Origin of the sequence: Streptomyces sp. NPDC088794 (assembly GCF_044750545.1) — a bacterium.
GTDB lineage: Bacteria > Actinomycetota > Actinomycetes > Streptomycetales > Streptomycetaceae > Streptomyces.
In genome coordinates, this window is the sequence record NZ_JBIVKB010000005.1 from 167,642 (window position 1) to 180,256 (window position 12,615).

At 70.9% G+C, this 12,615-nt stretch carries 9 protein-coding genes; 2 read left to right on the top strand and 7 right to left on the bottom strand.

Annotated features, from left to right (window positions below; all coding sequences use genetic code 11):
- Window positions 1–43: 43 nt before the first annotated feature.
- The 6 genes from sbnA to ACIP6U_RS16200 are packed head-to-tail and all read right to left on the bottom strand — an operon-like array spanning window position 44 to window position 8,971.
- Window positions 44–1,033 carry a 2,3-diaminopropionate biosynthesis protein SbnA gene (gene sbnA, locus ACIP6U_RS16175; protein ID WP_401717366.1) on the bottom strand — a complete coding sequence of 330 codons (990 nt, stop codon included), beginning with the start codon at window positions 1,031–1,033 and terminating at the stop codon, window positions 44–46.
- A 35-nt stretch (window positions 1,034–1,068) separates the two neighbouring features.
- Window positions 1,069–2,097, bottom strand: coding sequence for a 2,3-diaminopropionate biosynthesis protein SbnB (gene sbnB / locus ACIP6U_RS16180; protein WP_401717369.1), 1,029 nt, complete (start codon window positions 2,095–2,097; stop codon window positions 1,069–1,071).
- Complete coding sequence (locus ACIP6U_RS16185) at window positions 2,094–3,086, bottom strand: TauD/TfdA family dioxygenase (protein WP_401717372.1); 993 nt, start codon at window positions 3,084–3,086, stop codon at window positions 2,094–2,096. The genes sbnB and ACIP6U_RS16185 overlap by 4 nt, the downstream gene beginning before the upstream one ends.
- A 15-nt stretch (window positions 3,087–3,101) precedes the next feature.
- On the bottom strand, window positions 3,102–5,183 hold the full coding sequence (locus ACIP6U_RS16190; RefSeq protein ID WP_401717375.1) for an amino acid adenylation domain-containing protein: 2,082 nt from the start codon (window positions 5,181–5,183) through the stop codon (window positions 3,102–3,104).
- Window positions 5,180–7,699 carry a Pls/PosA family non-ribosomal peptide synthetase gene (locus tag ACIP6U_RS16195; protein ID WP_401717378.1) on the bottom strand — a complete coding sequence of 840 codons (2,520 nt, stop codon included), beginning with the start codon at window positions 7,697–7,699 and terminating at the stop codon, window positions 5,180–5,182. Before ACIP6U_RS16195 ends, ACIP6U_RS16190 begins: the two co-directional genes overlap by 4 nt.
- 30 nt (window positions 7,700–7,729) lie before the next feature.
- On the bottom strand, window positions 7,730–8,971 hold the full coding sequence (locus tag ACIP6U_RS16200; protein ID WP_401717381.1) for a heparan-alpha-glucosaminide N-acetyltransferase domain-containing protein: 1,242 nt from the start codon (window positions 8,969–8,971) through the stop codon (window positions 7,730–7,732).
- A 498-nt stretch (window positions 8,972–9,469) separates the two neighbouring features.
- Between ACIP6U_RS16200 and ACIP6U_RS16205 the strand changes: the two genes are divergently transcribed.
- Complete coding sequence (locus ACIP6U_RS16205) at window positions 9,470–10,624, top strand: YihY/virulence factor BrkB family protein (protein ID WP_401717384.1); 1,155 nt, start codon at window positions 9,470–9,472, stop codon at window positions 10,622–10,624.
- Between the two features lie 61 nt (window positions 10,625–10,685).
- On the opposite strand, the gene ACIP6U_RS16210 is transcribed toward ACIP6U_RS16205, so the two are convergent.
- On the bottom strand, window positions 10,686–11,531 hold the full coding sequence (locus ACIP6U_RS16210; protein ID WP_401717387.1) for an NAD(P)H-binding protein: 846 nt from the start codon (window positions 11,529–11,531) through the stop codon (window positions 10,686–10,688).
- Window positions 11,532–11,611: 80 nt separating this feature from the next.
- On the opposite strand from ACIP6U_RS16210, the gene ACIP6U_RS16215 reads away from it, so the two are divergent.
- Entirely contained in the window at window positions 11,612–12,577 is a 966-nt protein-coding gene (locus tag ACIP6U_RS16215) for a cupin domain-containing protein (protein WP_401717390.1), read from the top strand.
- Window positions 12,578–12,615 lie beyond the last annotated feature (38 nt).

Genomic DNA, 12,615 nt, shown 5'->3' on the forward strand with positions numbered 1-12,615 from the left:
GACCTGCCCGGAAGCAACCGTCAGGCCCGCGCCCGTCACCCCGTCAGGCCGGGCGGGCCATCGCCACCGCCTCCTCCGTGTCGAGGGTGGCGACCGTCTCGGTCGGCGTGAGGGGCCAGTCCTCGTGGTAGACGGTGTCGAGGTAGCGTTCGCCGAGGTCCGGGGCGATGGCCACCGAGGTGAGGCCGGCCCGGCCGTTGCGGGCCAGCCACTGGCCGGCGCCGCTGACGACCGTGCCCGTCGAGCCGCCGAACAGGAAGCCGCGGGCGGCGAGGCGACGGCAGGCGAGCACGGTGTCGGTCTCCTCGACGCGGACCACGTCGTTGACGTAGGACTCGTCGAGCATGGGCGGCGGCACGCTCGTGCCGAGGCCGGGAATCATCCGCGGTCCCGCCGGGCCGCCGAAGCTCACCGAGCCGACGCTGTCGACGGCGACGATGTGCACCCGGCGCCGCCACTGCCAGAACCAGCGGGCGCAGCCCATCAGGGTCCCGGTCGTGCCGGCCCCGACGAACAGGACGTCCAGGTCCGGGAAGCGGCGGGCGATGGCCGGCGCGGTGGTGCGGAAGTGCGCCCGCCAATTGCCCTGGTTGGTGTACTGGTTGAGCCACACGTACCGGTCGTCGGACGCGCACAGCGCCCGTACGTACGCGATCCGCGCGCCCAGGAACCCGCCGTGCACGTCCGGTTCCCTGATGACGTGCACCCGGGTGCCGAGCGCCTCCATCAACCGGATCGTCGGCAGGTTGCAGCGCGAGTCGGTCACGCACAGGAACCGGTGGCCCCGGCTCGCGGCGATCACGCTCAGGGCCACGCCCAGGTTCCCGGACGACGACTCCACGAGCACCGAGCCGGGCCGCAACAGGCCCTGCCGCTCGGCGGCGTCGACCATCTCGGTCGCCGCCTTCAGCTTCACGGAGCCGGCGAAGTTGAATCCCTCACACTTCAGGTAGAGCGGGAGCCCCAGTGCGGCCCGAAGGTCGACATAGAGCTCGTCCTCGTTGAACTGTGCCGGTTCAGAAATTACGGGCATGACGCCCCCCTCCTCATGCGCCACGTGCATGGCCGTCAGCCGTACCGGCGCAGCTCGTGGAAGAACCCGTCGACGACGTGCAGCCCGCCCCTTCGGGCCACTTCGTCATGGACGAACCTGCCGACCGCCAGGTCGAGCACCCCCAGTCCGAACGGCGAGAACACCACCGTCCGGTCACCCGGGACGGTGGCCCGCCCGGTCAGTACGTCGTTCAGCGTCCCGTCCAGGAACTCCCGCCCGCCGGTGAGCTGTTCGGCCAGGTGCGGGGAGGTCTCGGCCTTCAGACAGTGCTCGACGTCGTCGACGAAGTTCGCCGAGTCGAGCAGGATCTTCGGGTCGAGGTCCCGCAGCGACACGTGCAGCACCAGCGGATGGTGGGCGAACCAGGACGGGTCGTGGATGTACGGCGCGGACGCGACCGTCGCGAAGACCACCAGGTCCGACGAACGGATCAGGGACTCCGGATCGCCGTGCACGGTGATCCGGCCCTTGGCATCCGACCGTTCCAGATAGCCGCGGAACCCGGCCGCGCTGTCGGCGTTCAGGTCGTGCACGCCCGTCTCCTCGAACTCCCAGCCGGTGCCGGTGAGATGAGTGTGCACATAGCGTGCGATGAGCCCGGTGCCGATGAAACCGACCCGCGTCGGACGCGTCCGCGTCCGGCTCAGCCGGTCCGCGGCCAGCGCCGCCGAGGACGCCGTCCGCGTCGCGCTGATCACCGAGCTCTCCAGACAGGCGAACGGATAGCCCGTGTCGGGGTCGTTCAGGATCAGCACCGCCGACGCCCGTGGCAGCCCCGACTTGGTGTTCTCCGGAAAACTGGAGATCCACTTCAGCCCGTCCACCGGCAACGGCCCGCCCAGCGAGGCCGGCAGCGCGATGATCCGGGACGACGGCCGGTCCGGGAAGCGCAGGAAGTACGACGGCGGGTTCACCGAGTCGCCCTCCCCGTGCAGCCGGTACACGGCCTCGACGAGTTCGCCGATCTCGGACTCCCGTCCGCTCAGCGCCTGTTGGACCTGCTCGCCGGAGATGACGGCGAAGTCCGGTGCGACCGTGCTCATACGCCGCTCACCTCGCACTCGGTGCGCCCCACCGGGTTCCCGAACGCCACCAGCACCTCGCGCGGTCCGTCGAACGGCTCCCGGCCGTGCGCGGTACGGATGTTGTCCACCAGCAGCAGATCCCCCGAGCGCCACGGCTCGCGCACGGTGTGCGCCGCGTAGGCCTCGTTGATCTCCAGCACCACGTCCTCGCCGATCGGATCACCGTCGCCGAAGCGGGTGTTGAAGGGCAGTCCGTCGGAGCCGTACTCGTCCACCAGGTAGTCGCGCACTTCGGGTTCCATGGTCCATTCGTTGAGGAAGGCGATCTGGTTGAACCAGCACCGCCGCCCGCTCACCGGATGGCGCAGCACCGCACTGCGCCGCTGCCGGGTGCGCAGCGAACCGTCGCCCTGCCAGGCGAACTCGATGCCCTGGGCGCGGCAGTAGCGCTCGACCGCGCCGCGGTCGTCGGTGCCGAAGGCCTCCTGGACCGAGGCCCCGATCTCGTCGTTGTACGAGCGGGTCAGCAGCCAGCCCTCCCACTCGAACCGCTCGACCAGCGCCGCGGGCAGGGTCTCCAGCACCGCCGACGCGTCGGCGACCGCGGTCGCGCCGCCGGACTCGGGCGCCTCCAGACCGGCGAACAGCAGCAGGCCCGGGAACTCCAGGCCGTAGCTGACCTCGTGGTGCATGCACATCTGCTGGTTCGGCGGCCACTTCGTCGACGAGTACACGCCGTCCGCGTAGCCGCGCCGGGGCGCGAAGGGCTCCCGGTCGGACATCAGCCGGTCGGTCAGCCGGCGGGCGACGGCCTCGGTCGCGTCCGGGTCGGCGAGGCCAAGGCCGCGGACCAGCACACAGCCGTGCTCAAGGAGGACCGCGTGCAGCGCGTCCCGGTGGGCGGCGACCCAATTGGCCGGGTGGAGATCGGACTTGGCGTGCAGCAGAGGTGGAGCGCCGGGCGCGAGTTCCAGGCCCGGAAGCGTGGCTTCAGAGGTGTACGACATTGCGGGTTGTCCCTTTCAGTGATGCTGGTCGAGCAGCCCGGCCAGGTCCGCGAGGACCGGGTGCCGGGTGACGTCCTTGAGGGTGATCGCCCGGTCCAGGACGATCGCGAGCTTCACGGCGGACAGCGAGGTGCCGCCGCGGTCGAAGAAGTGGTCCCGGCGGCCGATCCGCTGCTCCGGGATGCCGAGCACCTCCGCCCAGGCCGCGGCCAGCCGCCGCTCACCCGGTGTGTCCGGGGTGCCGGACCCGGCGGCGTCGAGGTCCTCGGCGAGCGCGGTCAGCGACTTGCGGTCGGTCTTGCCGTTGGCGGTCAGCGGCAGGACGTCCCGCCAGTGCACCAGGGACGGGACCATGTAGGCCGGGAGCGAGGCCCCCAGCACCTCCCGTACCTTCTCGGCGTCCACCGGGTGCGGCCCGGTGCAGAACGCCACCAGGCGCACACCGCCCACGACCACCACCGCGCCGTCCCGCACACCGGGCACCCGCAGCAGCGCGTTCTCGACCTCGCCGAGCTCGACGCGGAAGCCGCGGATCTTCACCTGGCTGTCGCGCCGGCCGAGGAACTCCAGCTTCCCGTCGGGCCGCCAGCGCCCGTGGTCACCGCTGCGGTACAGCCGCTCGCCGGGCCGGTAGGGGTCCTCGGTGAAGGCGGCCCGGGTGCGCTCGGGGTCGTTGACGTAGCCGCGCCCCACACAGACCCCGGAGAAGACGATCTCGCCGGGCGCGCCCAGCGGTACGGGCACCAGGTCCTCGTCGACGACGTACACCCGCACATTGCGGATCGGCCGCCCCAGCGGCACCCGGTCCCCGGCCGGCACCTCGTGCATGACCTCGTGGTTGGTGTCGTCCGAAGTCTCCGTCAGGCCATAGGCGTTGACGAGCCGGATGCCGGGCATCGCGGTGAACCAGCGCTGCACCAGCTCCTGCTTGACCGCCTCGCCGGTGACCGACACACAGCGCAGGTCCGGCAGTTCGCGTGGGCGCTGCTCCAACTCGGCCAGGATGGCCTCCAGATACGACGGCACGATCTGGACCACGTTCACCCGGCCGCGCGCGATCGTGTCCACGAAGGCCGACACGTCGAGGATGGTCTCCTGACCGACCAGCAGCGTGCGCCCGCCGACCAGCAACGCCGAGACCAGTTGCCACAGGGAGATGTCGAAGCACTGCGGTGCCGTCTGCGCGACCGTGCCCCCGGTCTCGAAGCCCAGGTCCTCGATCTTGGCGAGGACGTGGTTGACGAACCCGGCGTGCTCGCACATCGCGCCCTTGGGCTCGCCCGTGGAGCCGGAGGTGAAGTAGATGTACGCGGCCTGGTCGGCGGTGACGGACACGCCCAGATCACCGTCGGCGTGGTCCTCGGCGTACGCCGTCTCCACGAACAGCCGGTCGAGCGACTCCAGGTTGGTGTCGCTGCCCCGCTCGGTCAGGACGAGGCCGCAGCCGGCCCGGCCGAGGGTGCGGGCGATGCGGTCGGCCGGGAAGTGCGGCTCGACTGGCAGGTACACCCCGCCCGCCTTGAGCACCGCGAGGACGGACGCGAGCCAGTCCAGGTTGCGCTCCATGACGACGGCGACCACGCCCTCGCGTTCCAGACCGCGCGCGAGCAGCGCCCGACCGACGCGGTTGGCCCGGGAGTTGAGCTCCCGGTACGTCCACTGCCGGTCGCCCTGCACGGCCGCGACGGCGTCGGGGTGGGCGGCGACCCGCTCCTCGAACAGCTCGTGCACCCGTCGGTCCGGCAGGTCCCGGACCGCTCCCGCCAACTCGTCGAGCTGGAACCGGAGTTCCTCCTCCGACAGCAGCGTGGGCCGGTCGGGTTCGGCGAGCGCGGTCAGGTGGTAGCCGGCGATCCGCGCGGCCGCCTCGGCGTCCAGGACGTCGGTGCGGTAGCGCAGCCGCAGCACCCCGTCCGTGACGCTCACGTCCAGGTCGTCGTCCTCGGCGCCCGGCTCACCGGTCAGCGCGGCCAGCACCTTGGCGTGCGCGGACGCGAGCGCGGTCGGCCCGGTCCGCTGTCCCGGCGGCAGCGGGACCTCGTACTCCGCCGTGCCCGGCACCGGAGTCAGCGTCCAGTGCGGGATCGGTTCCCTCATGTCTTTCCCCCCTTGGCGGGCACCCCGTTGCGGGACGCCCCGTTCACAGGCACCGCTCGCGCGGACCCCCCTGTCACCGGCGCCGCCGTCACGGGCACCGCCGGATTCCCGCCCCAGTGCGCCGCCGCCGGCATCTCCTCGCCCTTCATCAGGAAGGAGTCGGGTGCCAGCAGGGCGCCGTCGCCCATCGAGACGCCGTAGTGCACCAGCGCTCCGGTGCCCAGCGTGCAGCCGGCGCCGATGGTGATGCGCTCGGACTTGTAGGTGCCGTCCTCCTGGGAGTGGGCCTGCACCTTGGTGTGCGCGGCGAGCGTGCAGTCGTCGCCGATCGCGGTCAGCGTGCGCTCGGTGATGTAGGCGCCGTCGTCGAAGACCCGACGGCCCATGCGGACGCCCAGCAGCCGCCAGACGAGGTTCTTGTACGGCGTCCCGTTGAAGACGACGAGGTGGTTGTCCGGCACCTTCCACAGGCGCTCCTGCCACCAGAACCACGGGTCGTAGATCGAGCACAGCGTCGGCTCCAGCGACCTGAACCGGCCGATCATCCGCTCCACCAGCACGTAGTAGCCGGTGCTGAACACCAGGCCCGCCATGAGCGAGGCGCCGATCAGCAGACCACCGAGGGCGCCGCTCGCGCCGTAGAGGTCGACGGCGGCGAAGCCGAGGACCGTCATCGCGAACCAGTGCAGCCAGCGCACGAACAGGAACAGGCCCATCGAGCGCAGGTTGTAGCGGTTCTTCGCGGCCAGCCGGCGCGCCAGTTCGGGGCCCTCGCGCAGGTGGTCGAAGCGGGAGTCGCGCTCCACCGAGCGCGGGATCTCGAAGGAGGGCGAGCCCAACAGGCCCACGCCCTCGCGGAGTTCGCCGTCCAGCGGGACCATCACCTTGGTCGCGAGCAGGCAGTTGTCGCCGGTGCGGCCGCCGCTGGGGTAGGCGATGTTGTTGCCGAGGAAGTTGTGCGGTCCGATCGTCGCCCGGGTGACCCGGAAGGAGGTCGCGGAGAAGTCGGCGTTCACGATCGACAGACCGTCCGCGACCATCGTGCCGCTGCCCACGGTCGCCAGGTACGGCGTCTCGTGCGACACCTCCGTACCGAAGTTGGAGCCGGTCTGCTCCACGTGCGAGAGGTCGTAGCCGATGGCCCGCAGGTAGTGGACGATGTACGAGCTGTCGCCGCACAGCCACTTGAAGAACTTGATGTTGGTCATGCGGGCGATCGCGCGCTGCACCGAGTAGTGGAAGCCGTAGAGCGGATAGACCCGGTCCGGGCGCAGGAACGGCTTCAGCAGGCGCGGGATCAGCGTCACGACGGCGAGGCCGACGAGGACGGAGGCCACGAACAGGCCGACGGACAGCCCCAGTGCCTCGCTGTAGAACTCGGCCGAGTCCAGCTGCTGGGTGGTCGGGTCGAGCAAAGTGTCCAGGGCGGGCACCAGGGTGAGCAGCAGATACGAGCCGCCGACCGCGAGCGGGACGTACACGAACACCGTCTGGAGCAGTCCGCCGAGTCCGAACAGGGTCCGGCGCAGAGTGGTGCAGCGGGCCGGCGGTACGCGGACGTAGTCGACGTCGGTGCGAACGGACGGGGAGCCGTGCCAGCGCTCGCCCGCCGGCACCGCGGCACCGCCGTACAGGGCGGAGGAGTGGCCGAGTTGGGCGCCGTCGCCCATCGTCGTGCCGATCTCCAGGACGGTCTTCTCACCGATGTACACGTCGCTGCCGAGCGTCACCCGACCGGTGCGGATGCGGCCGGCCTCCGCGCGGTAGCAGAGCAGGTAGGAGTCCTTGCGGAGCACCGTGCCGGCGCCGACCGTCAGCAGGTCGGTGCAGACCGGCACCGAGTGGGTCAGGATCGTGACGCCCTTGCCGATCCGCGCGCCCAGCGCCCGCAGGTACAGCACGTACAGCGGGCTGCCGGTGAACAGGATCAGCGGGTTGGCGTGCAGCAGTGCCTTGACGGTCCAGAAGCGGACGTAGGCCAGGCTCCAGACCGGGAACTCCGTCTCCTTCCAGCGGCCCACCAGCAGCCACTTCGCGACCACCGGCAGGACGCACGCGCCGGCGAACACCGCGGCGCCGAAGACCAGCGACCGCAGATAGACCGAGACCACGGCGTCGGTGGCGGAGATCCACTCGTAGCCCTTGCCCAACACCAGTCCGGCGAGCAGGCAGTAGGCGGTGAAGACGAGCAACTGGAGCGCGCCGCACAGGAGATAGCGCGGGGTGCTGCCGGGTGGCGGGGCCGGGGCCACGACCTCGGCGGCCGGCGCGGCGGCCGGTGCGGTGTCGAGGGCCGCGGCCAGGCGGCGGATCGTGGGATGACCGTAGACGTCCTTCATCGACACCGACGGCAGATCCGCGCGCTTCCTGACGCGGGCACAGAAGTGGGCCATGACAAGGGAATTGGCGCCGAGATCGTCGAAGAAGTGGCTGTCGACCGGTATGTGTTCCTTGCGTACTACACCGGCCAGCACCTCCGCGAGGACGCTCTCGGTGACAGTGTCGGTTTTTCCCACCACGTGTGCTCCTTACTGGTTTTACATGCTTTACGAGCTTTGTGAGCTCTGCGGTTCCACCGACGGCCGGGTAACTTGACGCGCCTTTCCGGCGATCACGGCGATGCCGGCCTCCAGCGGTCCGCGGCCCACCGCGCGCCGCCAGCAGACGGCGAAGAGCAGCGAACCCGCGGCGAGTAGGCCGTACAGGAGGTCGGGGGAGTCGCCCAGGGCGCCCGTGGCGAGGAGCAGGACGTGGGCGCAGTACAGGGTGAGCGGCATGGTGCCCGCCGCGGTGAGGGGGCCGAGCAGCCGGCGGGTGGGGGTGAGCCGGGTCAGCAGGAGGGCGGCGCCGAGCAGGGCGCACGCCGAACCGAGGGTCTGGAGCAGGTCGAACGGTGAGGTCGAGTGCGGGGCGCGGGAGATGAGCGACCACCAGGTGGAGTCGTCGCCGGTGTCCCACAGCACCTCGGGCCGCGCCTCGCGCCACGGAGTGTCCGCGAACTCGGCCCGCCACAGGTGCCACAGCCCGCCGAACTGCGTGAGCCAGGCGGTGGCGGTGAGCCAGGCACCGGCCGCCAGGGCGAGCCCGCCCAGCAACAGCCGCCGTGCGATCCGTACGGACGTCAGGTCCAGCCGGCCTACGGCGAGTCCCGCGCACAGATACGTCATCCATGCGACCACCGGGTAGTTGCCGTGCACCAGCAGGTCCGAGAGCAGCCCGAGCGGATCGGTGACCACGTCGGTGGGGACGGGGTCGCCGTCGAAGGCCGGCTCGGGCAGCACACCGCGCAGGAGGTGCACGGCGACGGGACCCGCCAGGGCCAGGGTGAGGGAGAGCGCCGCCAGGGTGCGGGGGCGCAGGCGGAGTAAGGGGATCGAGAACAGGAACAGCAGGGCGTAGAACGCGAGGATCACGTCCACGCCGAGGTCCGCGGCGCGCGAGGCATGGCCCAGCAGGAGCCCGGTGAGCCCGATCAGCGCCGCCCGGGTGGCGACCGCCGCGTACTGCGGTCGCCCCACGACCGGTCGGCGCCCGCCGGTGGTGAACGCCAGGCCCACCCCGGCCAGCAGCGCGAACGTGGCCGCGGACCGGCCGCCCGCGAGCATCCACGCCGGGGTGGGCGAACCGTCCGACGCGAAGGCGCCGTACACATGTACGGAGAACATCCCGAGCAGTGCGAGACCACGGGCGGTGTCCACCCCGACGATCCGCGGCGCGGCGGAGTCCGCGCCGTCCGGCGGGGCCGGTGGCGGCGGTGGTGTGCGCGTCAATGGATACGGAACAGGCATACGAATTCCCCGGAAATAAGTACGAAGGAATTCGCTCCGCTGTTCAGGGCAGGGCGAAATTCCAGAACATTGGGAAAGGGTTGGATTCGAGTTCAGAATGGTGCGGATGTGTGTCGAGTGGTCGCGTGAAAATGGCGCAGGGCAGCACGGCGCGATCCGCATGGATCCCATGCGGACCACGGGTAACGCGACTGGATCGGGTCCTGGTCAGAGACCCTCGATGTCCCCCGTGTCGTGTGCGTCTGAGTCGTCCTCAGCGAACGCAACGAATGCAAGGCGGATTCTTTCGGAAACTTCACGAATGGTTCAAGGGGGTTTCGGCCATTGGCTTGTTTCTGACCCTCTGGAATTCGTGATCAAGTCGCCGACGTGTGACGTTTACAGAAATGACCGATTGAGCGAGCGAACAAACCGGCCATCACGGTCATGACAGAAAATTCGTTCGTTTTTGCCGGGCCGAGGATGAGTGCACGCAGCCACGGCGGATACCTTTAGGTCGTGCAGCCAGCAAGTGACTCCCCACAACGGCCCTCCGGCCGTCTCCACCGGGCGCGTGCCCTCTATCGGAACGTCTCGAAGCGCCGGACCGCCTGGCTGTTGCTCAAGGACACCGTCAACTCGTGCATGGAGTACCGGATCCTGGGCCTCGCCGCCGAGGCCGCGTTCTTCACGCTGCTGTCCGTGCCACCGCTGCTGCTCAGCCTCATCGGTCTGCTCGGCTACGTCGACGACTGGACCGGCACCGACACCATCACCAGCCTCGAGAACAACATCCTGGAGGCGTCCCGCACCGTCCTGTCCGACAAGGGCGTGGCCGAGATCGCCCAGCCGATCCTGCACGACGTGGTGAAGGGCGGCCGGCCCGACGTCATCTCGGTGGGCTTCCTGTTCGCCCTGTGGTCGGGCTCCCGCGCGGTGAACGTCTTCATCGACACCATCACCGTCATGTACGGCCTCGACGGCGTCCGCGGCATCGTCAAGACCCGCGTGATGTCGTTCCTGCTGTTCATCGTGGGCCTGCTGATCGGCTCGGTCGCGCTGCCGCTGATGGTCGCGGGGCCCGACGCGGTGGTGGGGGTCGTGCCGTGGTCGGAGACCCTCGTACAGGTCCTGTACTGGCCCGTGGTGATCGTCCTGTCCGTCGTCTTCCTGACGACGCTCTACCACGTGTCCGTGCCCGTGCGTTCGCCCTGGATCGAGGACGTGCCGGGCGCCCTGGTGGCGCTGGGCATGTGGGTGCTGGGCAGCTTCCTGCTGCGCATCTACATCACCAGCACCATCGAGGGCGCCACCATCTACGGCTCGCTCGCCGCGGCCGTCGCCGTGCTGCTGTGGATCGGCGTGTCCGCGTTCGCCGTCCTGGTCGGGGCCGCGGTCAACGCCGCGATCGACCGGATCTGGCCGACCGCCGCCACGGCCGCGGCCCGCGCCTCCAACGAGCGGCTGCGCGAGGCGCAGGTCGCCGAGTACGCGGCCCGGGCCGCCGCCGTCCGCGGCCCCGACCACGATCCCGACCATGACCCCGAGGACCCGGACATGCCCTCGGAGTTCCCGGAGCGCTGGTCGCGCTTCCTCCCCCCTGAGGACGTGACCTCACGCCTGCGCACCCACGCCAAGAGCACGCATCCGCCCCGCAAGCGGGAGGGTTCCTGAGGGGTCCGCGACCGAGGCGGGAGGGTTCGTGGGCCGCCCGTCGGCCGAGCGGTCCGTCGGCTCAGGCCTTCCAGGTACCGGCCGCCGCGGCCTCCCGGGCGAAGTCCGCGAAGTCGCGCGGCTCGCGCCCGAGGATCTCCTGGACGCCGTTCGACAGACGGGAGTTGCGGCCGTCCAGCAGCGTCCCGAACACCTCCACCAGGAACTCCGCCTCCGGCTCCGGCACCCCGAACCCGGCCAGGCGCGCCCCGTACTCGCGCGGCGACACCGCCCGGTACGTCAGCTCACGCCCCGTCGCCCGCGCGATCTCCGCGACCCCGTCCCCGAAGGTCAGCAGCCGCGGCCCCGAGATCTCGACCTCCTTCCCCACGTACCGCTCGCCCGCCGTCAGCACGGCCACCACCACGTCCGCGATGTCCCGCACGTCGATGAACGGCTCCCGCACCGCACCGCCGGGGAACACCAACTCCCCGCTCCGGCGCAGCTCTTCGACCAACGGCCCCTCGCTGAAGTTCTGCGCGAACCACGCGGCCCGCACGACCGTCCAGTCCGCGCCGGACTCCTTCAGCCCCGCCTCGGTGGGCCGCGCCTGGTCCTCGCCGCGCGCCGACAGCAACACCAGCCGCCGTACGCCCAGTTCCACCGCCTCGCGCGCCAACAGCCCCACGTCCCGGGCCGCGTCCGGCGATCCCACATCCGACGGATAGGCCAGATAGGCCGCGTCCGCGCCGCGCAGCGTGGCGGCCCACGTCGACCGGTCCTGCCAGTCGAAACCCTGCGCACGCGACGCCGCCCGCACCGTCAGACCCGCCGCCTCCGCGGCCTGCGCCACCCGGCTCCCGGTCCGCCCGGAGGCCCCCGTCACCACGACCGTCATACCCTGCTCGCTCTGCGTGTTGTCTGTCATGCGGCCAGTCAACTGCCGCACTTCACAAGGAACCATCGCTGAACGGCTCATTCCCATAATCGCGCGTCTACGCTGACTTCATGGACGCACTCGCAGGCCTTTTGGAGGGCCCACGCGCGCGTGGCGCCTTCATGATCCGTGCGTGCTTCGACCCGCCCTGGGCGATCCGGGTCGAGGACCGCTCCCCGCTCACCGTGATGCTGATGGTGCGCGGTGACGCCTGGATCACCCCGGACACCGGACCTCCGCTGCGGCTGCACGCCGGCGACCTCGCCATCGCCCGCGGCCCGGACCCGTACACCTGCGCCGACGACCCCGCCACGCTCCCGCAGGCGCTGATCCTGCCGGGCGCGGAGTGCTCCTACCCCGACGGCCGCCCCCTCCAGGGCTCCATGGACCTCGGAGTGCGCACCTGGGGCGACCGGCTCGGCGGTTCCACCGTCATGCTGATCGGTACGTACCTGATGCAGGGCGAGATCAGCGGCCGTCTGCTGGACGCGCTGCCGCCGCTGCTCTCCCTCACCGGCGACGTCTGGGAGTGCCCGCTCACCACGCTCCTCATGGAGGAGATCGGCCGGGACGAGCCCGGCCAGGAGGTCGTCCTGGACCGCCTCCTCGACCTGTTGGTCATCGCCTCGCTCAGGGCCTGGTTCTCCCGCCCGGAGGCCGCGGCACCCGCCTGGTACCAGGCCCTCGCGGACCCCGTGGTCGGCCGCGTCCTGCGCCTCCTCCAGGACGACCCCGCCCACCCGTGGACGGTCGCGTCCCTCGCCGCCAAGGCCGGTGTCTCCCGCGCGGCCCTGGCCCGCCGCTTCTCCGAGCTGGTGGGCGAGCCCCCGATGACCTACCTGACCGGCTGGCGCCTGGCCCTGGCCGCCGACCGCCTGCGCGCCTCCGACGCCACCCTCGACAGCATCGCCCGCCAGGTCGGCTACGGCAGCGCCTTCGCCCTGTCCAGCGCCTTCAAACGGGTCTACGGCGTCAGCCCCCAGGAACACCGGGCCCGCGCCGCGGAGGACGCCCCGCTGATCGGCGCGGGCTCCTGACGCCCGGAACGGAACGTCGGCGCCCGCCCTTGGCGCCG